General features: G+C 58.1%; 25 protein-coding genes. 16 read left to right on the forward strand and 9 right to left on the reverse strand.

The window, feature by feature from the left end:
• Positions 1-293 precede the first annotated feature (293 nt).
• Together shn_RS30395 and shn_RS30400 are read right to left on the reverse strand one after the other, a co-directional pair.
• Positions 294-725 carry a hypothetical protein gene (locus shn_RS30395; RefSeq protein WP_064334266.1) on the reverse strand — a complete coding sequence of 144 codons (432 nt, stop codon included), beginning with the start codon at positions 723-725 and terminating at the stop codon, positions 294-296.
• On the reverse strand, positions 712-990 hold the full coding sequence (locus shn_RS30400; RefSeq protein WP_064334267.1) for a type II toxin-antitoxin system Phd/YefM family antitoxin: 279 nt from the start codon (positions 988-990) through the stop codon (positions 712-714). The genes shn_RS30395 and shn_RS30400 overlap by 14 nt, the downstream gene beginning before the upstream one ends.
• A 77-nt stretch (positions 991-1,067) precedes the next feature.
• Between shn_RS30400 and shn_RS30405 the strand changes: the two genes are divergently transcribed.
• The 3 genes from shn_RS30405 to shn_RS30415 all read left to right on the forward strand — a co-directional run bounded on the left by shn_RS30405 (position 1,068) and on the right by shn_RS30415 (position 2,904).
• The gene (locus shn_RS30405) at positions 1,068-2,231 is read left to right on the forward strand and encodes a site-specific integrase (protein ID WP_064334268.1); all 1,164 of its coding nucleotides are present in this window, start codon (positions 1,068-1,070) and stop codon (positions 2,229-2,231) included.
• Positions 2,232-2,253: 22 nt separating this feature from the next.
• Positions 2,254-2,565: a hypothetical protein gene (locus shn_RS30410; protein WP_064334269.1), complete on the forward strand. Its 312-nt coding sequence runs from the start codon at positions 2,254-2,256 to the stop codon at positions 2,563-2,565.
• Between the two features lie 87 nt (positions 2,566-2,652).
• A complete protein-coding gene (locus shn_RS30415; protein WP_145926111.1) occupies positions 2,653-2,904 on the forward strand; it encodes a hypothetical protein in 252 nt (83 codons plus the stop codon).
• A 61-nt stretch (positions 2,905-2,965) separates the two neighbouring features.
• Here the strand turns inward: shn_RS30415 and istB are convergent, their stop codons facing one another.
• Both istB and istA read right to left on the reverse strand, forming a co-directional pair.
• Positions 2,966-3,721 (reverse strand): IS21-like element helper ATPase IstB, encoded by a 756-nt coding sequence (gene istB / locus shn_RS30420; RefSeq protein ID WP_035089229.1) that lies wholly within the window; start codon positions 3,719-3,721, stop codon positions 2,966-2,968.
• A gap of 14 nt (positions 3,722-3,735) precedes the next feature.
• A complete protein-coding gene (gene istA, locus shn_RS30425; RefSeq protein ID WP_371328596.1) occupies positions 3,736-5,247 on the reverse strand; it encodes an IS21 family transposase in 1,512 nt (503 codons plus the stop codon).
• 226 nt (positions 5,248-5,473) lie between these two features.
• On the opposite strand from istA, the gene shn_RS30430 reads away from it, so the two are divergent.
• Positions 5,474-6,814 carry a sensor histidine kinase gene (locus shn_RS30430; protein ID WP_168168998.1) on the forward strand — a complete coding sequence of 447 codons (1,341 nt, stop codon included), beginning with the start codon at positions 5,474-5,476 and terminating at the stop codon, positions 6,812-6,814.
• Between the two features lie 55 nt (positions 6,815-6,869).
• Here the strand turns inward: shn_RS30430 and shn_RS30435 are convergent, their stop codons facing one another.
• The gene (locus tag shn_RS30435) at positions 6,870-8,771 is read right to left on the reverse strand and encodes a diguanylate cyclase (protein WP_064334272.1); all 1,902 of its coding nucleotides are present in this window, start codon (positions 8,769-8,771) and stop codon (positions 6,870-6,872) included.
• A gap of 289 nt (positions 8,772-9,060) precedes the next feature.
• Here shn_RS30435 and shn_RS30440 point away from each other — a divergent pair, with 289 nt between their 5' ends.
• Positions 9,061-9,264 carry a cold-shock protein gene (locus tag shn_RS30440; RefSeq protein ID WP_064334273.1) on the forward strand — a complete coding sequence of 68 codons (204 nt, stop codon included), beginning with the start codon at positions 9,061-9,063 and terminating at the stop codon, positions 9,262-9,264.
• 435 nt (positions 9,265-9,699) lie between these two features.
• Here the strand turns inward: shn_RS30440 and shn_RS30445 are convergent, their stop codons facing one another.
• The 4 genes from shn_RS30445 to repA all read right to left on the reverse strand — a co-directional run bounded on the left by shn_RS30445 (position 9,700) and on the right by repA (position 14,063).
• Complete coding sequence (locus shn_RS30445; RefSeq protein WP_064334274.1) at positions 9,700-9,930, reverse strand: hypothetical protein; 231 nt, start codon at positions 9,928-9,930, stop codon at positions 9,700-9,702.
• A gap of 417 nt (positions 9,931-10,347) precedes the next feature.
• Entirely contained in the window at positions 10,348-11,586 is a 1,239-nt protein-coding gene (gene repC, locus shn_RS30450; RefSeq protein WP_064334275.1) for a plasmid replication protein RepC, read from the reverse strand.
• A 152-nt stretch (positions 11,587-11,738) separates the two neighbouring features.
• Positions 11,739-12,761, reverse strand: coding sequence for a plasmid partitioning protein RepB (gene repB, locus shn_RS30455; protein ID WP_064334276.1), 1,023 nt, complete (start codon positions 12,759-12,761; stop codon positions 11,739-11,741).
• A 93-nt stretch (positions 12,762-12,854) separates the two neighbouring features.
• Positions 12,855-14,063, reverse strand: a complete 1,209-nt coding sequence (repA, locus tag shn_RS30460; protein WP_064334277.1) for a plasmid partitioning protein RepA — start codon at positions 14,061-14,063, stop codon at positions 12,855-12,857.
• Between the two features lie 372 nt (positions 14,064-14,435).
• On the opposite strand from repA, the gene traI reads away from it, so the two are divergent.
• Genes traI through trbH form a run of 11 tightly spaced genes read left to right on the forward strand, consistent with a single transcriptional unit; the run spans position 14,436 to position 23,253 of the window.
• On the forward strand, positions 14,436-15,062 hold the full coding sequence (gene traI, locus shn_RS30465) for an acyl-homoserine-lactone synthase TraI (RefSeq protein WP_064334278.1): 627 nt from the start codon (positions 14,436-14,438) through the stop codon (positions 15,060-15,062).
• A 2-nt stretch (positions 15,063-15,064) separates the two neighbouring features.
• Positions 15,065-16,036, forward strand: a complete 972-nt coding sequence (gene trbB / locus shn_RS30470) for a P-type conjugative transfer ATPase TrbB (RefSeq protein ID WP_064334279.1) — start codon at positions 15,065-15,067, stop codon at positions 16,034-16,036.
• Positions 16,026-16,403: a TrbC/VirB2 family protein gene (locus tag shn_RS30475; RefSeq protein WP_064334280.1), complete on the forward strand. Its 378-nt coding sequence runs from the start codon at positions 16,026-16,028 to the stop codon at positions 16,401-16,403. Before trbB ends, shn_RS30475 begins: the two co-directional genes overlap by 11 nt.
• Positions 16,400-16,684, forward strand: coding sequence for a conjugal transfer protein TrbD (locus shn_RS30480; RefSeq protein WP_064334281.1), 285 nt, complete (start codon positions 16,400-16,402; stop codon positions 16,682-16,684). The genes shn_RS30475 and shn_RS30480 overlap by 4 nt, the downstream gene beginning before the upstream one ends.
• Before the next feature lie 10 nt (positions 16,685-16,694).
• Entirely contained in the window at positions 16,695-19,151 is a 2,457-nt protein-coding gene (locus tag shn_RS30485; RefSeq protein WP_064334282.1) for a conjugal transfer protein TrbE, read from the forward strand.
• Complete coding sequence (gene trbJ, locus shn_RS30490; protein ID WP_064334283.1) at positions 19,123-19,926, forward strand: P-type conjugative transfer protein TrbJ; 804 nt, start codon at positions 19,123-19,125, stop codon at positions 19,924-19,926. Before shn_RS30485 ends, trbJ begins: the two co-directional genes overlap by 29 nt.
• Entirely contained in the window at positions 19,923-20,126 is a 204-nt protein-coding gene (trbK, locus tag shn_RS30495; protein WP_064334284.1) for an entry exclusion protein TrbK, read from the forward strand. Before trbJ ends, trbK begins: the two co-directional genes overlap by 4 nt.
• On the forward strand, positions 20,120-21,298 hold the full coding sequence (gene trbL, locus shn_RS30500; protein WP_064334285.1) for a P-type conjugative transfer protein TrbL: 1,179 nt from the start codon (positions 20,120-20,122) through the stop codon (positions 21,296-21,298). The genes trbK and trbL overlap by 7 nt, the downstream gene beginning before the upstream one ends.
• A gap of 22 nt (positions 21,299-21,320) precedes the next feature.
• Positions 21,321-21,983 (forward strand): conjugal transfer protein TrbF, encoded by a 663-nt coding sequence (locus shn_RS30505; RefSeq protein ID WP_062428114.1) that lies wholly within the window; start codon positions 21,321-21,323, stop codon positions 21,981-21,983.
• A 16-nt stretch (positions 21,984-21,999) separates the two neighbouring features.
• Positions 22,000-22,812 (forward strand): P-type conjugative transfer protein TrbG, encoded by an 813-nt coding sequence (gene trbG / locus shn_RS30510; RefSeq protein ID WP_064334286.1) that lies wholly within the window; start codon positions 22,000-22,002, stop codon positions 22,810-22,812.
• Between the two features lie 3 nt (positions 22,813-22,815).
• On the forward strand, positions 22,816-23,253 hold the full coding sequence (trbH, locus tag shn_RS30515; protein WP_064334287.1) for a conjugal transfer protein TrbH: 438 nt from the start codon (positions 22,816-22,818) through the stop codon (positions 23,251-23,253).
• Positions 23,254-23,264: the final 11 nt, after the last annotated feature.

Raw genomic sequence — 23,264 nt, forward strand, 5'->3', positions numbered from 1 at the left:
TGTCAGCACTGCCACCAAATCTGCCCCGCGTACCCCGCATCAGGGCTGTCGTGCTGATTTTCACGAGATCGTAAGCTATTGAAATCGTGGTAAACGATTTGCTAAACGAACTCTATATTAACGTTACTATTCCTCACTGAGTATGATTGCAGGTTGAGGCCATCACTTCCGATAAGTAACCCTTATCGGAAGTGATTGATCTGACGGCGTTCGACGCCTAAAGTCGTCGCAAATCACGGCGAAAACCACAGCTGGACGAGCAGAACTAGAGGGCTAACAACAGGATGAAGAGCTCAGTCGCTACGAATGGTCGCTTTGTGCCGTTGGCTTCTGGCAAGCTCGACAAACCGGCGCTTCACCTCTTCGAAGAGTGCTGGAGGCAGTGGCCCGTGATATCCGCTCTCGCTGTCAACAGAGCGAACGTCAGGCCCTGGCCAGACGAAGCGGTTGCTTTCAGTCAGTACGATCCACGACCGTTCGTCGTCGAGACCGAGGCGGCGCTTGGTAGCCGGCAGTATTTCGATTGCGTCGTTGGGATCGGACGGCGGGGAATGCGTGATCGGCAGGACACGAACTGCGGGCGCCCCGTCTTCAAGCATAGCAACAATGGCCAGCACGACAGCGGGGCGGTCCTTGTCCCCCTCTTCTCGTCCGTCCAGATGCTGCCAGTGCCAGAGATAGGAATAGCGAAAGACCCAGCCGACCTTGGGTTCAATCGGCAGCATTCTTATCGATCAGCAGTTCGGTATTGAGATGATCCAAGCCAGGCTCCATCGTCGAAGCCCCGATCGCGTCAAGCTCGTCGTCACTGATCGCAGCTGTCAGATCGACCCGCCGATCGCGCTTGGCCAAGCGGACATAATCTTCATAGGCCATGAGCACCGTGCGCGGCCGGCCGTTCTTGGTAATGATGACCGGCTCTCGCACGGCTGCATCCTGGTAGGCGCCGAAATTCTTCGAAACCGCAGCTGCTGTCACAATCGACGTCATGGCAGATCTCCTTTGTTCCGGAATATACGGGCTTTCCGGAACTTTTGCAAACTCCTCAAAGAACCTGGACGTGCAAGATGACGCGGAAAGCTCCAAACGTCCTTCCCAGCAGCGACACACTCGCGCGCCGCGTGGAAGAACTCGATACCATCGCGTCCGTCTTGCCGATGGAGCGGCGTGACGAACTCGCTGAGCTGCTGACGGATCAGGATGTCGAGACGCTGCGCCATCTGGTCAACCAGGGAATGGGAGAAAATACCCTTCGAGCCCTGACGTCAGATCTTGCCTATCTGCAGGCCTGGTCGCTGGCTGCGACTGGCCGTTCCCTTTCCTGGCCTGCACCCGAAGCCCTGCTTTTGAAGTTTGTGGCGCATCATCTTTGGGATCCAGGAAAACGTCTGACGGATCCGGAACACGGGATGCCACTAGATGTCGAGAATAAGCTTCGGCTCCAGGGTTTGCTGCGATCGATCGGCCCTCATGCGCCTGATACCGCGCGCCGGCGTCTTGCAACCTGGTCGACGCTGACGAAATGGCGCGGCCTCGATGGCTTTTTCGGTTCTCCTGCCCTCAGGTCCGCAATCCGGCTGGCCGTGCGTGCGACGCCGCGACCAAGGAAGCGGAAAAGCGCCAAGGCCGTCACAGGGGATATTCTGTCCAGACTGCTCGCAACCTGCACGACGGGAAACCTGCGTGATGTCAGAGACCGTGCGATCCTGATGGTTGCCTTTGCCTCGGGCGGCCGTCGCCGCAGCGAAATCGCGGGCCTCAGGATCGAGCAGCTGCAGCAGGAAGAGCCGATCCAGATTGACGGGGCCCCTCCCCTGCTCTCTCTTTCCATTCATCTCGGCCGTACGAAGACCAGCGGCGCCGACAATGATGAAGTTGTCTTCCTCAGCGGTCGGCCGGTCGAGGCGCTAAACGCGTGGCTTGCGGCTGCAAAAATCGACAAGGGTAGCGTCTTCCGGGCGATCGATCGCTGGGGCAATGTTTCGCGTCGACCGCTGGACCCAAAGGCTATTAACGATATCGTTAAGCAACGTGCCCAAATGGCTGGGTTAGATCCAGGAGAGTTTTCGGCTCACGGGCTGCGATCCGGCTACCTGACAGAAGCCGCCAATCGTGGCATTCCTCTTCCCGAAGCGATGGAGCAGTCAAGGCATCGATCCGTTCAGCAGGCATCGCAATACTACAACAGTGCCCAACGGCGCAGCGGCCGCGCTGCTCGGTTGATGGACTAGCCATGTGGATGAGGGAGCATAGATGAGTGAATTGCAAAACCGCATCGTAGAACGCTTGGGAGCGCTGAACCCTTTGCGGCAGGTGGCGCTCACCCCGGACAAGCGGGAGAGGCTTATGACGGCAGCAATCGGCCTGTTCTACGCCGCAGGAGGAGATAGTGATGAACTGAGGGAAATCGTCCTTAAGGCGAATGAACACAAACGCAGCAACGTGGCAGATGCCGTGGCCCAAGTGGTCGTCGCAACTGCTGCAGTCAGTTACGCATCCGATCTCGACCTGGTCCAGGCGGCCTATAACTGGATTGACAACACACCGGTCTCGCTCTCCGACTGAGCTGTCTGGATTTCCGTTGATCTTTATGTTCCGTCTCGTTAGCTGTCTTCACAATTCATCAACCGGGCCACATCGGGAGGATGGGAGGTGACAACAGGCGAATCTACCCGATCTGTGTCGAAGGTCGCAGCGGTTGCCACCGCGGCGGCTCTAATCGCGCTATTGTCCATACTCGGCACATGGGCCGCACAATCCTATTTTGCAACGATCAACCGGGCCGAAGAGCGCGCCGTTGCATCTGTAAAAATCGTCGTGCGTATTCCGATGATGCCGGACGGTTATTCCGACGCGAAGCCGGACAGGCATTCCAATTTGATGCCGGACACTGTTCCGATCTGAAGCCGGACGCGGCAAGTTGCCTTTGGGTCTGATTGATGATTGCCGTTGAGGCAGTGGTGGGTCAAGCGACGGTTGTGTCGGATATGGACACGGCGCGCTGTTTGCGCAGGCTCTCCCCAGATAATTCGATGCGATAGGCATTGTGCACGAGGCGGTCGAGAATGGCGTCGGCGATGGTGGCGTTGCCGATCATGTCATACCAGTGGTCGACGGGAATCTGGCTGGTGATGATGGTTGAGCGCCGCTCGTATCGATCCTCGACGATCTCCAGAAGATCACGGCGCTGTTCGTCGTTGAGCTTCTCCGGCCCCCAGTCATCGAGGATGAGCAGATCGGTTCTGGCCAGCGACTTGATCAGTCTGGTGTATCGTCCGTCCCCGCGGGCCAGCGCGAGGGCGGCGAAGAGCCGGGGAACGCGGTGGTAGGCGACGGAAAGATCCTCGCGGCAGGCCTTATGCCCGAGAGCACAGGCCAGCCAACTCTTCCCGACGCCGGCCGGCCCGATGAGGAGCAGGCTATGGTGCTGCCTGATCCAGTCGCAACCGGACAGCTTGAGGAAGAGATTGCGGTCGAGGCCGCGGGCAGCGCGGAAGTCGATGTTCTCGACCTGGGCGTCATGGCGCAATTTTGCGGCGCGCGCCCTGGCCTCGAAGCGCTTCTGGCGGCGCGTCGTCATCTCCCGCTCGAGCAGAAGGGTGAGCCACTCTCCATGCTGGAGGCTTTGGGCCTCCGGCTGCTGATCGAGTTCCTGGAAAGCGGACGCCATACCGGAAAGGCCGAGGGCGCGCAGGGTGTCGAGGGTGGGATTGGTCAGCATGGTCGATTGTCTCCTTAGTGAAAGTAGCCGGGGCCGCGAAGATTGGCGTGTTCGCCGACGGCGGCCGGTTCAGCGGAATGGCGGGGTGTTTTGTAGCTTTTGATGAGCGCGCCGATGCTTTTGCAGGTCAGCCCGCCGATCTCGACGGCGCGGGCCGAGACGGCCTCGGCCTGGGCGGCGCTGATGGCGCGGTAGAGCCCGAGAACCCCGAGGCAGGTTCGGAACCCCTGTTCTGGATGCGGCCGGCTGGCAAGGATCGCGACGATCAGGCCCTCGGTGTGCGGGCCGATCGATGCGGCCCAGCGTCGGAAGCGTTCCGGCGACCATTCGGCATATCGGCGATGCGAACTGGGCATGTGATCCGGATCGGTCCCGAAGCGTGAACCGCCGTATCGGCGCTGATGAGCCGCAATCCGCTGGCCTTTGAGGAATATCTCGATGGTGCGGCTCGTGGCCCTGACATCCACCTGCTGGCGGATAAGATGGTGGGGCACGGAATAGAAGTAACGCTCGAACTCGACATGGTAGTCCGTCGAGACCCGCGCCAGACGCCATTCGGCGAACTCGTAATCCTGCGCCGGAAGTGCTGCCAGCGCGGTGCGCTCCATCGCCTCGAACATGTCCCGGCGGCTTTGGCCGAGCCGGCGCATGACATGGGTGTTGATCCGCTCGACGGCTCCGACGATGGCGGCATTGGCCTCGGCCAGCGAGAAGAAGGTCTGGTTGCGCAAGCGGCCGAGAATGCAGGTTTGGGCGAAACGCACGCCACTTTCGACCTTTGCCTTGTCTTTGGGGCGCTTCGGGCGGGCAGGCAGAACGCCGACGCCATAATGCGCCGCCATCATGCCGTAGGTGCGGTTGATCTCGGGATCGTAGAAGCTGGCCTTGTTCACGCCGGACTTCAGATTGTCGGGAACGAGGAGCCGCGGGACGCCGCCGAAGAAGCGGAACATGCGCACATGCGAGCCGATCCAGTCCGGCAGGGCCTGGCTCCAGGTTACCTCCGCGAAGGTGTAGCTCGACGCACCCAGCACGCCGAGGAAGATCTCCGCCTCGCGGATCTCGCCGGTCTTGCCGTCGACGATCGGCAGCGTCTTGCCGGAATAGTCGACGAACACCTTGTCGCCGGCAACATGTTCCTGGCGCATCGTGGGCGAAAGCCGCTGCTCGAAACTGCGGAACAGCTCGCAGAACCGGCTGTAGCCGTAGCCATCAGGATGAATCGCGCGATATTCCTCCCAAAGGATCTGTAGGGTCACGGCCGGCTTCTTCAGCTCGACCGCCAGCGCGCTCCAATCGGGTTCCACCCGCCGGCGCAGGCCCTGCTTGACGCCCTGTCGGGAGAATAGCCGGCGCTCGATGACGTCGTCCGTCAGGTCTCCGGACAAGGGCCAGCTCAGTCCGGCCGCTCTCGCACGCTCAAGGTTATCCTGCACCGTGCTGCGGGCAAGCCCCAGCATCATGGCAATATCGCGCACGCTCACGTCGTCCGAGCAAAGCCGAAGCATTTGTCGTAGTTGTCTCATGGTCAGCCTTCTCTTCGCCGGCATCAGCATCTCCTCGTTCGTCACGAGGAAACACATGCCAAGGTTGCTGACCCAAAGGCATCGGTGGACCGCCTAAACTGTCCGGTTATTTATCGGAATCGCGTCCGGCTTCATGTCGGAATGGCGTCCGGTTTTTGATCGGAACACCGTCCGGTTAATTCCCGGAATCCGCATCGTCGCAAGCCATGTGTCTTGGATCCATCAGATGGGTACGCAGACGGCTCGCCGGATTGACGATGCACTTCGCCTAACGGATCTGAGGTTCGACGGAAATATCCGTGATATGGACGTGGCGACCCAAGGATTGCCGAGCGGCGTTCAGGCCTATGTTGTCGATGCTGAAGGCCGAACGCTTTATTCGACCGACCCCGAGATCAAGCCCGTCGACATCACGGATCGGGACTACTTCACAGCCGTCAGGGATGGACAGACAGAGTATGTTTCCTCCCTCCTCATCAGCCGTCTCAACGGCGACCAAATTTTTGTATTCAGTCGACGCATCGTGCGAGAAGGTAGATTCATGGGCGCCATCATGGTGTCCGTTCCTGCGGGCATCACGCGGCCAATATGGGAAACAGTGGATCTCGGCGGCGACTATGCCATCAGTTTTGTCCGCGATGACGGCATGCTGGTGGCGCGCTACCCTCTGCCCGCAACGACTTTGGACATGTCCGGCTACATCCTCTTCACAAAGTATCTGAAGGAAGCGCCGGCAGGGACGTATCGTGCAGAGACGTCACCAATGGACGGAGTGAGGCGCGTAGTTGCATATCGTCGGGTGGAAGGGACACCCTTCATAGCCGTAGCCGCAGCAGACTACGAGTTCCTCATTCAACCGTTTCGGCAGACGCTGCTGATGCTCGGTGTAGTCGCGTTCATAATCATCGGCGGTGCTGCCATTGCTGGGTGGTGGATCCTGCACCTCCTGAGGGCTCAAGAACTGCAATCTGCGCAACTTGCCAAAGCGCTCGAAACCAACGAGATGCTTCTGCGCGAAATCCATCACCGAGTGAAGAACAACCTGCAATCCGTGATGTCACTGGTCCGACTCCAAATGCGGGGAACAGAAGGGTTTGAAGCGCTCAGCAGCCGGATCAAGTCGATGATCGCGGTTCACGAGCAGATCTACAAGCACGACGCATATGCTGAGATCGATGCCGCAGAGCTCATCCGCGCTGTGGTCTGCAGCGCGATTTCGGCCCATGATGCAAAGTTTCATGTCGATTTTGAACTGCAGTCTGCGCCAGTTTCAGCAGACAAGGCGACAGCACTGGCCTTGCTGGTGAACGAAGTTGTGACGAATGCGATCAAGTACGCCTACCCTGAGAGTGATGAGGGTCGTTTGTTGGTTGCTCTAACCCCATCAGAGGAACCTGGAAAAAGTCTCCTGACCATAAGTGACGAGGGTGTGGGCTTCGACGCCAGCGCGGTTTCGTCTGGAACGGGCACGCGCCTGATAGACGGATCAGTTCGCCAACTAGATGGGACCTATAAATTTCAGTCTCAGGCCGGTACGCAGTTCTCGGCGACCGTGACACTGGTTTGAAGAGGAACTTCAAAAGATGGGTGTGTGGCAGGCCCTATTCGTGGTCGACAAGGTTTTAAGCCGGCTTCTTCACGCGCTCTTCAGCTAGCCTCTGAAACCCGACGCGGTCTCGCCCGGCATCCTTCGCCTGATAGAGTGCAAGATCAGCCCGTGCTACGAGTTCGGCGGGGTTACTCACCCTCGAATCCGACGTAAAGACGGTAGCACCAAGGCTGGCGGTCACGATGCCATACTCGCTGCCTTCGTGCACCAAGCCGAGGTCCCGGATGGACGATCTGACCTTCTCAGCAATCGTGATCGCCGTGTCGCCGTCGGTATCGGGTAACACGATTGCAAACTCCTCGCCACCGAACCGAGCTGCGATGTCGCCAGAGCGCCGGACTGCAGCCGCGATGGCCCCCGCGACTGATTTGAGGCAGCTGTCACCTTCAAGATGACCGTAACGGTCGTTATACGCCTTGAACCTGTCGACATCGACCAGAAGCACAGACAAAGGTCGGTCGGTCTGCCTGGCTGCCTCGAATTCACGTAGCAGGCCGTCATCGAAGGACCGCCGATTTGCAAGGCTTGTCAACGCGTCTGTTTCGGCCAGGCCTTTCATCCGCTCCGCAAAGTTCTTGAGCGAAAGCTCAGACTCCTTCATCGCAGTGATGTCGGACACAAGTGCCAGCACGTGTTGGTCCTCAGTCACCCGCGTTCTCAAGGACAACCAGCGACCATCTGCGAGTGGGATGACTTCGTCCTTATTGATGAAGAGCGTTTGGCCAGCAGCTTGGATGCTATCTTCGTCGAGATCGATGGGCATATCCTGGCGCTCACCATTGCGCACGCTTGCTCTGACGATTTCGGTGATGTGTGCACCTTCCTTGCGGGCGTAAGCTGATCTCGGGAACAGTGCGCGGTAGTGATCGTTGCAGAACACCACTCTCCCATCCGGTCCGAACATCGCGAGCCCATCGGACATTTCGGCCATGGCTTGAGCCATGATGTTTCTGCTGGATCGCAGTTCCTGCTCGAGCAACTTTTTCTCAGTGATGTCGACTGTGACGCCGGCCAGACCGACCATGTCGCCTTGTCGGTTTCTCAAGGGGACTTTCGAGGTCGAGTACCATCGGGGCGGCTTACCTTCTTCGACGAGGAACTCCTCGAAATGGTTCAGCGGCTGGCCGGTTTGCAGGATACCGGCCTCTGCTGCGATCAACTGCTCGGCTCTCGTTCTCGGCGCGAGGTCATAGTCCGTCAGCCCGACCATCTCGGAAGACCGCGATCGCCCATTGTGGCGAGCAACATTAAGGTTCGCGACGACGAAACGGTGGTTGAGGTCTTTGACGTAATGGTAATCAGGAGCCTGCGTAAGCGCCGCATGCAGAATGTCGCGCTCGAGCGTGAACCGACGGAAATACGCCAGAAAAAAGCCAATAGCAGCGGTCGTCGTAAAATTCAGGACGACGATTGGCAGACCGACTTGTGCTGCCGCCCTCTGGAAGTCCGCCTGAGGAAGCAACGCAAGGACCGCAATCGAAAGACAGCCTGCAAGCACAGCGGCACTCAGGATCGACGGCGCATGGCTCAGCGGCTTGCGGCCGCCGAAGAACCAGAGCGAGCTTCCTAGAACGAAAACAATGGCGATCGCGGTCAGCCCAGGCGCTACCCCTGCCCCACCAAGGTAGAAGCGGAAACCCGCTGCCATTATGGCTGTGATCAGTGCAGCTCCAGGTCCACCGAATACCGCGGCCGATTCGATAATCGCAAGCCGAAGGTCGAATATGACCCCGACTCCGAAGCGCACCGAGAGTAGCATTGAGGCTATCGCTGCGAGGCCCATCGTGACCCCGAGGCCGGCGCAGCGCAGCTTGGGAGGCAATTGGTAGAAGCGATAGGAAAGATGTGTCCAGATCGAGACGATCAATGCCACTGCAGCGAGATTGCCAGCAAGAACTTTCCAGACGTCATCCATTCTCAATCACCGTCACGCCACGCCTCGAACACTCAACCGGAAGAGACGACGCTACGCTTTCGATCGCCCGGGGGGACGCAGTGACAAGCCCAAACCGCCAACACAGTTGATTCTCACTATCTGCCAAAAACCTAAAGCAGCGGTTTATGGACAGCGATCTTCGCCTAAAGTCTCAGTCCGTCCGATCAGAGGATACAGCAGCCTGTCGCCAATGGCCTGACAGGATGCAGCTTGTTGCTCGGACGCATGGCGATTAAGGTCGGCGTCTCAATCACCAACAGAGGTACACATGGCGACCGGAACAAGAAAATTCTTTGCTCAGGACAAGGGCTTCGGCTTCATCACCCCGGATGATGGCGGTCAGGACGTCTTTGTGCACATCTCCGCGGTCGGCTTCGGCGAGGCACTTAAAGACGGTCAGAAGGTTCGCTATGAAGTAGGTCAGGACCGCAAGACGGGTAAATCCAAGGCCGAGAACGTTTCAGTGATCTGAGCCGTCGCTTACAACATCCAGCGCTTCGATTCGGTGATACATCAGTCGCCGCGCTTGCTTTATTTGTCAGCACGACAAACAATATTGCCATTTATGTCATGGCAGTGCCGTCTGGATTTCCGGTCTCGCTCAATCGGCAGCGCACTCTGTTCAACACTGAGTCAACGCTTTCTACGGAAACCTCTGCCCCGTTAGCATCGCCACCAGTTGGAACCGGTTTCGAATTCCGCTTTGATATAGGTTTATCAGAACTTTAGCGCTTTCCTGCGCCGGCGGCGATGTTTGAGAGACGCCGCGCAGTTCGCACACACGCGCAAAGGCCGTCTCCAGCAGTGCCAGATCTTCAGGTGTAAGAACTGAATTGAGTTTTTTGGCAACGTCGTGGATCATGAGCCGGAAATAGTAGCTCCTGCGTTCCCATCAAGTCCTTTGTTTTCAATCATGCTGATGGCTCTCGATTGTCATGCCCCTGGCCATTGCTTTCAACTCTTCCTCGCTTCGAAAGCCCGACTTGAAAAGGGCGACCAGTTCCTTTGCCAAGCCAAGCTCTTGATCCGCATTCGAGTCGCCCGATTGATCTCGAAACAGGTCCGCGAGCACCTTGCGTAGCAATGCCAAACCCTGTGGGCCTATCTCCTGCTCGTCATCAAAATAGGTTCCCCCCATCAGCCGGTCCTCTCCCCAAGCTATGCCTGATCACATAGTGACATGACATCACGTCCATAAGCTTCGCAACACATTCTCTACCGAGCTACACGTCTTTCCCGCATCTTTTCGATGAATCAAATGTTTGGTCCCTCATCCCCATAAGCGATTAGCTCGCCGATGCCTCAATCGGCGACCGACCACAGGTGCTTTAGGGTATACCCCCTGAGACAATCTCCATGAGACACAAATTAGCGTCTCATTTGGGTCGGTTTTCGATTTTTGGTGCAGCATCCGGGGCAGGTCTAGAAGCTATTGAGACGTTCCTCGTGTGCTCGGACTCCTAGCAAATCAAGAAACCGTGGAACGAATGCTGCATGAAAAGTGGCACGACTGCCGTACGACTATACCCCCTACCCGTTGCGCCGTTACAACCGCTCACCCCGTTTTCCGATGGCCGTCTACATTGGCACGCATCAGCGACATAAGCATCGGCCCAAGCCCGAACTCCCCTGCCCTCGCTCGACGCGTGAGATCGCGGAGATATCCACCTGCCGAGTTTATATGCCCTGCCCTCTCCAGGATTGCAGCCATGGCAACCGCGGCGTTCTCAGGACCCATAACCTCGCAAGCCTCCTGGTAGGCCGACGGGCTGACGCCAAGCATTGATCGAACCACCACCGCGGCCCCCATCAGCTCGCGCCAATGGGAGATCGCCCCCCCGGGCCCGTAGTCCGAAATCTGCGGGCAGGCTTTCAGGACCATCGACAGCGGGAACGCCTTCATCTGTTCCGGCTTTGCCAACGGCTGAGCAACCGCTTTGGGTGCTACATCCAGCTCGACGGCTCCGCCCTGCTCTTTTCTAGAGCTAGGTTCAAGTTCATAGATGGATTCGGGTTTTGAATTCTGTATGTGGCAGCCATTTTGAACAGCATTGCCGTCCATATTTTGAGAATCTAACTGATTTTCCAGAAGGTTGAGGATTTCGGTACGCAAAAGCTGCATCTCGTCGAGGATTGCCCCCACCTGGTGACGGTCAGGATTGCGGGGAAGTCGGCTGACAATGCCGACATACATGTCTTCGATGGCTTCCCAGTCGCCGTCGGCCCCCTCCTCCATCGCTGCTGAAATCAGCTTGCGCACATCACGCCGGCAGATAGTCAGTGCCTCTTTGGCTCGCCTGAACTGCAGGCGTTCGGCAGCGACTTCCTGTGCCAGAATTGCAAGTTCCGCAGCACGAGCCAAAAGTGGAGAAAGATCGAACCCAAAGGCTTGCTCGATATCGCCACCCTTGTCCCGGTGAGCGTAGCGCTTGCCGTTCGGACTATCCTTGCGCTGAATGAGCCCGGCTTCGACCAAGGCAGCCAAATGGCGCCGCAAGGTTGTTCCTGTGATGCCGTGCGCTCTGACGGAAAGCTGGGTGTTCGAAGGGAAGACCACCAATCCACTATCGCAGTTGAGCTCGCTCTCGGGATAAAACGTCAGCAATGCGTCCAGCACAGTGAGCGACCTGTCCTGGAGGCCAAGGCGTTCGCGGGCCTCACAAGCGTCTCGAAACACTTTCCATTTGTCGACAGGGCGGTTTGGTTTCGTCTCAGACGTCTGGAGCTGCCTCTTTACAAGAGCAAGCACAGCAGGCCGCCGCCCAAAGGGCGTCGTCACATTTCCAGTCTGCATATTCCTTCACCTTTCTTCAGGCAAAAGAAGTCCGCTCACCAAAACGATGCCAATGACTCTTGACTGCGATTCATGAAAATGCGATTCTCAGGCTGCTTAGACCAATGAGAGAGGCTTCCATGACGGCAACGTTTGGGGGCCTTTTTCTTTTGCTATCTCCCTTCAGTCTCTTTGCTCGGAGATTGTGCTTGGTCTTGGAAACTCGAATAGAGTTCCGGAAGCTGCTGCATCACGAATGATGCGAAGTCCTCATCCCGAGTTCGATCAATCTGAATTTTGCAAGATTTGCCAGAAACGGCCAGTCTTGCGATTTCAGTGCCGTCGGACAGTTTCGCGACCAATGCGCGATTTTTGGATGCCGAACTGGCCTCATTCTTCGCCTTCGCAGCACGAAGGACGACCGCGAATCGCTCATCGCTGTCCTTATGCCGAAAAGTGGCGTGCTCGGTGGCTTTCCGGATTTTTGTTTCCGTACCTGCTTCCTTCAATAGTTCGGCCAGCTCCTGCCATCTCGGACGACCAATCTTCGGAGCTCGACCGATCGCAGTGACTATCCACTGAGGAACGGCCCGGGCCACCGTTACAAGCTTCGAGGCTTCCTGGCGATCAACAGAGAGTGCTGTTTGTATTAGAGCCCGTTGGAAACCTCCGTCTTCAAGCCTCAAAGCAAACGTTGCACGTTCGATGAACGTCAGATCTTCACGAGCTGAGTTCTCCACGCCTTGTGCAACGATGAGCCGATCATCGTCCAGCTCCCGGACGTAGGCTTTAACTTTGAGACCAAGATCCGCGGCCGCTTTTACTCGCCGATGGCCATAGGCAATTTGATAGCGACCGGGAGAGGTTGGATGAACTCGAACAAGGATCGGGATTTCCTGACCATGCTCCCGAAAAGACGTTTTCAGCGCCTCGACGGCCGCTAGATCCTGGTCAGCGAATCTGTCTGCGAAAGGGGAGGGGTCGAGCAATTCGGTATCAAGCTCGACAGGAACCGCGCCGCTTGAAACCTGCCGCTTCAGCTCTTCGTAGTCCCTTTCGACCTCGGAAAATGTATCCTTCAACGAGCGAACCGCTCCGGATGCGACCCGCTCAACCGGAGGCCTGGCACCCTCTGCGGACGTGGAGCCGGAATCTGCTGCGAAAAGAGATCGGATCGATTGTGTGCGTTTACTCATCTTATCCTCTCGGGGCCATCAATCCAGAATGCCGTCATCTGTAGTCAGCTGACAACAGCTTAAGCCATTGAAAAATAATGACCCAAACTAAATTCACCGCTGCCATACCTGGTTCAGGAGCCCAACGACTTCTTCGTTTACTGCGTTGATTGACTCCATGGCTCGATCATAAGTGGACCGCCCAACTGCACCTCTGGTCAACTCGTAGAGCGACTGCTTTGTAAGCCCGGCATTGGCAATAGCAGTCGACTTCCATGCGGTCGCAGACATCACGTCGGCACCAAATACGTCTCGCATCAAACCAACAATTTCTTGCTCCGGAACATCACGAGGATCATGCCGCGTGACCAGGAAGCGAAGGAAGTCGTAATCTAGGCGACCGCCGGCTTCCTCGATCACGGAAACCAGATCGGAGGTCATCAACAAGAACTGACTCATGGAAGCGACATCGACCATCTGCGGATGCACGGTGACGATCATGCCAGTAGCGGCGTTCAAGGCCCCCATGGTGAGGAAACCCAATTGCGGTGGGCAATCGACGACGACAACGTCAAAGTCGTCCTCCACCTGAGCGATAGCCCCTGCCACGCGACGGAAGAAGAGATCCTCTGCTTTCCCCCTATTTTGCAGCATGAATCTTGGAGTCTGATGCTCAAATTCCATGAGCTCCAGGTTACCGGGTACGATGCTAATACCGGTGAAATAGGTCGGACGGACCACGTCTTTCATCAGTACTCGTTCTTCATCGTACCGGATGGCACCGTACAGTGTGGTGTTCTCGGCAACGTCAAACTCGGGCTGATAACCAAACATCGCTGAGAGGGATGCCTGCGGATCCAAGTCGATCGCGAGAACTCGGTAACCCTGCAGAGCGAGCCCCTGTGCAAGGTAGACGGAAGTGGTCGTTTTGGCCGACCCTCCCTTGAAGTTTGCGACCGTGATCACCTGCAACTTTTCACCGCTGCGCCGCTGCGGGAAAAATCTTACAGCTTCCTTCGGCCGGGCGGTGGCGAGATAGCGCCTGAGTTCATTGATCTGTTCAAGAGAGTAAGATCGGCGCCCGCCGTTGCCCAAATCCGGTGTTGGCCCCAATCCGTCAATCGAGAGCTGTCGCAGATAGCCGTCCGACACGCCAACAATCTCTGCTACTTCCCCGGAGGTAAATGATCGCAGGGACTTTTGTGCCGTTGGTGGAAATGCGCGCTCTCCTACGGCTCGGAGCCTCGCTGAAAGCGCTTCAGCGCGCTGAGTAATGTTGGCTGAAGTTGATGGTTTTCCGATGTTGCGATCGATCACGTTCACTTCTGCCTCTGTCCTCAGACGGTTTTTTAGCGTCAGACGCGCTATTTCCGTCTCAAGGATAAGTCACGATTCCCGTTGGTCTGCAAGAGAAATAGGGTTAACAAAACCCTAACGGCTCAGGAAGGAGCTCACACCCATATCGTTGGGGTCGGCCATTACCCTTTGCGACCAATAGCTTACGGGATTTTGCGACTTCGCGGTTAAAGCGTCTTACTAACACTTTTGTTAGTCACTGAGGCATCCCGCCGAACCCGAAACGTTAGGCCGGCAGCCGACTGAGCTAGAATCAGCAGCTGACACTTTTGGCAGTAGATCAAAGCTGGATACCCCGGCAAAGCTCCTCGCACCGCCAGAGCAGGGGAGATTTGCCCGATGCGCATCGTTGCGATCAGTAATCCAGAGAACGAAGCAGAACACCGCCTCATTCACGACATGCACCGTCTCCGCGCCCGCATCTTCCGCGGCAGACTAGCCTGGAACGTCCGTTGCACGTCCGGCCTCGAGGTAGACAGCTTCGATGAGCTAAGGCCGACGTACATCCTGTGCATTGACCGTTCCGATGCTGTGATCGCCTGCGCGCGGCTCCTACCCGCAAAAAGCGGCACGATGTTGGAGAGGGTATTTCCGCAGCTTCTAGAATCGGCTCATCTGCGAGTTCATCCCCGCATGATCGAAAGTTCTCGATTTTGTGTGGATACGGAAGCCGCTGGAAGGCAACAGCAGTCTGGCCTTCACACTGCGACGCTCGCGATGTTCGCCGGTATCGTCGAGTGGAGCATACTTAATGGTTACTCCGAGATCGTCACCGCAACGGACGTTCGGTTGGAGCGTATCCTTCGTCGCGCCGGCTGGCCGCTCAAGCGCCTAGGCTCACCCGTCCAAATCAATGAGACGCGAAGTATCGCCGGAGTGCTTCCAGCAGATTGGGTGAGCTTCGATCGCCTTCGCCCCGGCACCTATTCATCAAACTTCGCAACCCCAAAAAAGGAAGCGGCCTGATCATGCTCGGCACACAAAACCGCTCACTACCCCGCCTCGTCAGCAAACTGCAGAACGCGCTGGGAGACCATCTTTGCATAGCTCTCGAAGACCCTGGTGTCGTTGAGATCATGTTGAATCCTGACGGTCGGCTGTTCATCGAAAGGCTTGGTCACGGGATGGCCGCAGCAGGAGAGATGACACGGACTGCGGCAGAAACCGTCATCGGCAGCGTCGCTCATGTTCTAAACTCCGAGGTCGATGATGATCGCCCGATCGTTTCAGGCGAACTGCCAATCGGCGGGCATCGCTTTGAAGGACTACTCCCTCCCGTCGTTTCAGGCCCGTCGTTCACCATCCGCCGTCGTGCGTCGCGCCTCATACCGCTTGACGACTATGTGTCCAGTAAGGTGATGACCGCAAAGCATGCCGACGTCATTCGAAGCGCAATTGCTTCGAAGCTCAATATCCTGGTTGCTGGTGGTACGGGTTCCGGTAAGACCACGCTGACAAATGCCATAATCGCGGAGATCGTTGCGAGTTCCCCCGATGACCGCTTGGTCATTCTGGAAGACACTGCTGAGATTCAATGCGCAGCTCACAATGCAGTCAGTCTGCACACCAGCGATGCCGTCGACATGTCGCGTCTCCTGAAGAGCACGATGCGCTTGAGACCAGATCGGATCATCGTCGGCGAGGTCCGCGACGGCGCAGCACTGACTATGCTCAAGGCTTGGAACACCGGACACCCCGGAGGGGTCGCAACGATCCACTCCAACAGCGCACGATCAGCGTTGCAGCGCTTGGAACAGCTAACAGCCGAGGCCAGTCATCAACCTATGCAGGCAGTCATCGGAGATGCGGTCGATCTTATCATCTCAATCGAACGAACGGCCAAAGGACGCAAGCTCAATGAGATCCTTCATGTGACCCGCTTTGCCGGGGGGCAGTACCTTACTGAAGCTTATGCCGAGGACAGCCGCGATGCAGCTTGAAAAGTCAGCCCCCACCATTGCGGCTATCGCTATCGCAGCAATCGCCGTTGCATCACCGACTTTTGCCAGTTCCGGCGGAAGCCTTCCCTGGGAAGGACCGCTTGAGCAGATCCAGGAGTCCATCACTGGTCCGGTTGCGGGGTATATCGCACTTGCCGCAGTCGCTATCGCCGGAGGTATGCTGATTTTCGGTGGCGAGCTCAACGACTTCGCTCGCAGACTGGTCTATGTCGTGCTGGTCGCCGGAATCCTGCTTGGTGCCACGACGATTGTCGGCCTCTTCGGCGCGACAGGCGCCTCGATTGGCGTCACGGCCGAGCAGATGATTGGGCCTGATCAGAACAGAGAAGGTGAGGGGGGGCTGTGAGCCTCCACCGCAATCGTATCCATCGTGCGCTGTCCCGACCGAACCTCTTGATGGGTGCAGACCGCGAGCTGGTGCTGATCACCGGACTTGCGGCCGTGATCCTGATCTTCGTGGTGCTGACGATCTATTCGGCGCTCTTCGGCGTGGCAGTATGGATCGTCATCGTTGGTTTGCTTCGCATGATGGCCAAATCTGACCCGCTGATGCGGCAGGTCTATGCCCGTCACATTTCCTACAAGCCCCACTACCGGCCAACGGCCGCGCCGTGGCGAAGATACTAGAGGTGTGCTGATGGCTGCCCTCAAACGTTTCCGCGTGACCGGTCCGTCTTTCGCTGATCTCCTTCCCTATGCCGGCCTGGTCGACAACGGCGTCCTCCTCTTGAAGGACGGTAGCCTGATGGCTGGCTGGTACTTCGCGGGTCCGGACGCCGAAAGCGCCACCGACCTCGAACGAAACGAGCTGTCCCGGCAGATCAATGCGATCCTGTCGCGTCTGGGGACGGGGTGGATGATCCAGGTCGAGGCCATCCGGATACCGACGATTGACTATCCTACGCCAGACCAGAGCTATTTTCCGGACCCTGTAACCCGCGCGATAGACGCCGAGCGCAGAACTCATTTCCGGCGTGAGCAGGGGCATTTCGAGAGCAAGCATGCCATCATTCTCACCTACCGGCCGCTCGAGTCAAAGAAGACGGCGCTCACCAAATACATCTATTCGGACGAGGAGAGCCGGAAGAAGTCCTACGCCGACACTGTCCTGTTCGTGTTTCGAAACGCGATCCGGGAAATCGAACAGTACCTGGCCAACACCCTGTCGATCGCACGCATGCAGACACGCGAGGTCCGCGAGAGGGGAGGGGAGCGGGTCGCACGCTATGACGACCTCATGCAGTTTGTTCGATTTTGCATTACGGGGGAGAGCCATCCGGTTCGCTTGCCGGAGGTCCCTATGTATCTCGACTGGCTGGCGACGGCGGAGCTGGAGCATGGCCTGACGCCGAAGGTCGAGAACCGGTTCCTCGCGGTTGTCGCCATCGATGGCCTGCCGGCGGAGAGCTGGCCCGGCATCCTCAACAATCTCGACCTGATGCCGCTGACCTACCGCTGGTCGTCGCGCTTCATCTTCCTTGATGCGGAAGAGGCACGCAAGAAGCTCGAACGGACCCGGAAGAAATGGCAGCAGAAGGTTCGCCCCTTCTTCGATCAGCTCTTCCAGACGCAGAGCAGATCGGTCGATCAGGATGCCTTGACGATGGTGGCCGAGACCGAGGACGCAATCGCCCAAGCATCGTCCCAGCTTGTCGCCTACGGTTATTACACTCCCGTTATCATCTTGTTTGATGGGGACCGCGACGCCCTGCAGGAAAAGGCGGAAGCCATACGCCGGCTGGTCCAAGCCGAAGGCTTCGGGGCGCGCGTCGAGACCCTGAACGCGACAGATGCGTTTCTCGGCAGCCTCCCCGGTAACTGGTACGCCAACATCCGTGAACCGCTGATCAATACGAGCAATCTCGCGGACCTCGTTCCGTTGAACTCGGTATGGTCGGGCAATCCGGTGGCGCCTTGCCCATTCTATCCGCCGAACTCACCGCCGCTGATGCAGGTTGCCTCGGGCTCAACGCCGTTCCGCCTGAACCTGCATGTCGACGATGTCGGCCACACCCTGATCTTCGGACCGACGGGCTCGGGCAAGTCGACCCTTCTCGCTCTGATCGCGGCGCAATTCCGTCGTTACGAGTTCGCCCAGATCTTTGCCTTCGACAAAGGCAATTCGCTCCTTCCCCTGACGCTCGCTGCTGGCGGCAATCACCATGAGATCGGCAATGACCAAAACGGGGAGGGGAGAGCACTGGCGTTCTGCCCGCTGTTCGATCTTTCGACAGACGGAGATCGAGCCTGGGCGACCGAATGGGTCGAGATGCTTGTCGCGCTGCAAGGCGTCACCATTACTCCTGACCATCGCAATGCGATCTCACGCCAGATCGGACTGATGGCGACAGCGCCTGGGAAATCGCTGTCGGACTTCGTCAGCGGCGTGCAGATGCGCGAGATCAAGGATGCCCTCCATCACTATACCGTCGATGGCCCTATGGGTCAGCTTCTCGACGCGGAAGAGGACGGCCTGACACTCCGGGCGTTTCAATGCTTTGAGATCGAGCAGCTTATGAATATGGGCGAACGCAATCTGGTGCCCGTCCTCACCTACCTCTTCCACCGGATCGAGAAGCGACTGGACGGTTCACCTAGCCTCATCCTCCTCGACGAGGCATGGCTGATGCTCGGTCATCCCGTGTTCCGCGACAAGATCCGGGAATGGCTGAAGGTGCTGCGCAAGGCTAATTGCGCCGTTGTACTGGCGACACAATCCATCTCCGACGCCGAACGGTCTGGGATTGTCGACGTGTTGAAAGAATCCTGCCCGACCAAGATCTGCTTGCCAAACGGCGCTGCACGCGAGCCGGGCACACGCGAGTTCTATGAGCGGATCGGCTTCAACGAGCGGCAGATCGAGATTGTCTCGGGCGCCATCCCCAAGCGCGAATACTACGTCGCCACTCCAGACGGAAGGCGGCTCTTCGACATGTCGCTTGGGCCGGTGGCGCTGAGCTTTGTCGGCGCATCCGGAAAGGAAGACCTGAAGCGGATACGCGCGCTGAAGGCGGAACACGGCCAGGACTGGCCTACCCATTGGCTTCAATCGAGAGGGGTCCACGATGCCACGTCGCACTTCAACGTCCAATAACTGGATCGTCGCAACGATGTCAGTGGCAATCGCGCTGTCGCCGATTACATCCGCCCACGCGGGATCTGCAACAGGCGCTGCTACCGAATGGACGCAGCTTGCCAACAATGCTCAGCTCGTCGACCTGCTGAAAAGCTCCGGCCTGCAGGTCGATAACCAACTGACCCAGATCACTCAACTGGCCGAGCAGATCCAGAACCAGCTGAAGATCTACGAAAACATGCTGCAGAACACGACGCAGCTCCCTGAACATATCTGGGGTCAGGTCGAAAACGATCTCAACCGTCTGCGCAACATTGTCGATCAGGGGCAAAGCATCTCGTTCTCGATGGGCAATGCCGACGACGTCCTTCAGCAGCGGTTCAAAAGCTATGCGGACCTGAAGACCAATCTACCCAATGCTGAATCCTTTTCTAACACTTACCAATCCTGGTCGGACACGAACCGAGACACAATCGGCAGCACGCTCAAGGCTGCGAGCCTGACAGCAGACCAGTTCGACACGGAGGAAGGCACAATGAGTTCGCTGCGGTCCATGTCGGAGTCGGCCGACGGCCAGATGAAGGCCCTTCAGGTCGGACACCAGATCGCTGCTCAGCAGGTTTCCCAGATGCAGAAGCTGCGCGGCCTGGTTTCCCAACAAATGACGATGATGGGGACATGGCTTCAGACCGAGCAGACGGACAAGGATCTCGCGCAGGCCCGGCGTGAGAAATTCTTCAATGCCGACGTTTCCACGATCCCGAGCGGTCAGAAGATGGAGCCACGCTGGTGAGCCGCCCGGTCCTGGTCGCAGTGGTGCTGGCCATAGTAACTGTGGCGGCTTCCGGCACCGCTTTCTATCTCGTTCAGGTGAACGCCCTGGCATCCTCCCAGATGAGCGAAGAGCAACGGATCACCCGGGAGAAGTTTTTCGGTACCGCTAAGGAGCTACCGCCGATCGAAAAAGGTCAGGAGATGCGGCCGCGATGGTGAAGCGAAATCTTGAACAGGCTCTCCTACTCGGGGGAATAGCCTGCCTGATCCTGGCTACTCCAGCGTTCGCACAACAGGGACAGGTCCTGACGGAGCTTGAGAACCAGGTCTCTGCTGCCGCGAAGGGATGGGAGACCACCATCATGGACGCGGCAAGGTCGCTGTTCTGGATCCTCGCCGGGATCGAGGTCGGCATCGCCGCCGTCTGGCTCGCTATACAGGCAGCATCCCTTGAAAGTTGGTTCGCCGAACTCGTCCGACGGATTATGTTCATAGGCTTCTTCGCGTTCGTTCTCACCCAGGGACCAACGCTTGCGAGGGATGTCGTCAACAGTCTCTACCAGATCGGTGCGGGGGGCGGCTCCGCCTCACCAGCCGAAGTGTTCGATGCTGGTATCCGGGTCGCATCGCAGATGTCCGAGCAGGCCAAGTTCGGCGTGTTCGAGGACAACGCGCTTGCGATTGCCGCCGTCCTTGCCATGGGCGTAGTCGTCATATGCTTTTCCTTGGTCGCGGCAATCTTCGTCGCGGTGATGGTCGAGATGTATGTCGGACTACTCGCAGGCATGATCATGCTCGGCTTGGGCGGCTCGTCCTTCACAAAGGATTTTGCCGTTCGCTATCTCGTCTATGCCTTTGGCGTCGGCATGAAGCTCATGGCGCTGGTCATGATTGCGAAAATCGGCTCGGAGGTCCTTCTCGGCCTGGCGCAAGCGCCGACAGCGGAGAGCGATCAGTTCATTACCACATTGGCGATCGCCGGCATATCAGTCGTGGTGTTTATCATCTCGATGTACGTGCCAACGATTATCCAGGGGGTCGTTCAAGGCGCGTCTGTCTCTGGCGGCATGGAAGCCATCCGTCACGGTGGTCAGGCCACCTCATTTGCACTTGGCGCAGCGTCGCTCGCGGCAGGCGCCGTCGGAGCCGGGGCTGCTGCAGCCCAATCCGCCCGAGCCGCGGGCTCCTCTGTGGCAGGCGCGACACTGCGCGGTATGGGCGCCGGGATCGGATCAGCTGGGAAGGCGGCCGGCTCGGCCGCCAAGGAAAAGGCGATCGGTTCGCCCGGCGCCTATGCCGGTTCGATTATGGGGCTTGCCAACGCCAAGCTCGACCAGAGCCGCACCGGTCAAGCCGGCCCAAAGACCCCACCCGAACGAAACGACAAATAAACATCAGGAAGGCAAAAAAGCGATGGCAGCAAACCGGCCGCCCGACAGCCCTTACCTTGCCGCACGGCAGGAATGGACGGAACGATATGGATCTTATGTCCAGGCCGCGCGCGCATGGCGGATCGTCGGCATTCTCGGACTATCGATGGCCGTGATCGGCTTTACCTATGCCATGTATCTCAGCACGCAGGTCAAGCTGGTGCCCTACATCGTCGAGGTCGACAAGCTCGGCACCTCGGTGACGGCAGGGTTCCCTCAGCAGATCGAGTATGCCGATGCCCGCGTCGTCCGCGCGACACTCGGCAATTTCATCACCAGCCTGAAGTCGATAACGCCGGATGCGGTGGTGCAAAAGCAATATATCGATCGGACCTATGCGCTTCTCAGGACATCCGATCCTTCGACCCAGAAGATCAATGCCTGGTTCCGCGGCAACTCGCCGTTTGAGAAGGCGAAGACATCGACCGTCGCCATCGAGGTCAACAATATCGTCGCGCTCTCCAACCAGACCTATCAGATTGACTGGACCGAATATGAGCGCGACCGCAAGGGCAAGGAGACCGGTACGCGCCGGTTTCGCGGGATCGCGACGGTCGCGCTCACCGCGCCACAGGACGAGGCGATCATCCGCCTCAACCCGATCGGTCTTTATGTCCAGGACTTCGACTGGACCGCACAGCTTTAAGGGCAGGGGATTTTACATGCACATAACAGGATTGATAGCGGCCGCCGGCTGCATGGCCGGGCTCGCCCTTGCGGATTGCACGATGGCGCAAAGCATGACGTCAAACGAGGTGAAGGGGACCAATATCTCGCGAAAGTGGAGGGGAACGTCCGGTCTCGTCACGACAGGGCCAGATGGGAAAGTCATCTTTCTGTTCGGCGAAACCCAGCCCTCCGTCGTCTGCTCGCCGCTTCAGGTCTGCGACATCGAGCTGCAGGGCGGCGAGATCGTGCGTGATGTGCTCGTCGGTGACACGGTCCGTTGGAAAGTCGAGCCGGCGACGTCGGGTGCGACCGGCGGGCAGGCGATCCACCTGATCGTCAAGCCCTCGGAGGCCGGCCTCGTCACGTCTATGGTCGTCACGACCTCCCGGCGAACCTATCACATCCAGCTCAAATCCCATCCCAGCCAGTACATGGCCCGGATCGGCTTCGAGTATCCGGAGGACGTGTCGACGAAACTCGCAGACGTCAATGCCCGACTTGAGACCGGCGGCATCCCTGGAGCCGCACCGGACAAGCTAAATTTCTCCTATTCCATCAGTGGTGGCGCCTCGTGGCGGCCGAAGCGCGTCTATTCCGACGGCGCCAAGACCTACATCCAGTTCCCCCGATCAATCTCCGGTCAGGACGCGCCTGTCCTTTTCGTCGTCAGTGGCGGCCAGAACCGCATCGTCAACTACCGGATGAAGAACGACATGATGATCGTCGACTACGCCGTCGACAAGGCTGTGCTCGTGTCCGGGGTCGGCTGGCGCCAGCAAAAGATCATGATCCGGCGGGGAGGCTGACCGATGAACAAGACCATCGCCGCCATCATCATCACCGCCGTTCTTTCCGGTTGCCAGACTGCGGATGAAACGCTGGCCACAAGTTCCACTCCGACTTCTGTCACAGGGGCCACCGCAAGCGCAATCGCCGGCGACATGGCAAGCCGGCTTGCAGAACAAGTTGGACCTGCCGGCACCACGACGCTGAAAATGGAAAAAGATAACTCCGAATACGCCGCCGCTCTTGAGGCCGCGCTAAAGGGATGGGGGTACACGGTCGTTACCGATAAGAAGGTCAGTGATGATCAGAAGCCTGTCGAATTTGCTTGGTCAATCGACAGTTTCGACGGTCAAGTACTGGCGCAAGTCAGCACACCAGCCGTTGCGCTTGGTCGGGTCTATACGGCGACGTCATCGGGCGCGACGCCCGCCAGTCCACTTTCGATCATGCAGCGAAATTGAGGGGAGGGGAT

This window comes from Shinella sp. HZN7 (assembly GCF_001652565.1).
In the GTDB taxonomy this organism is placed as follows: Bacteria; Pseudomonadota; Alphaproteobacteria; order Rhizobiales; family Rhizobiaceae; genus Shinella; species Shinella granuli.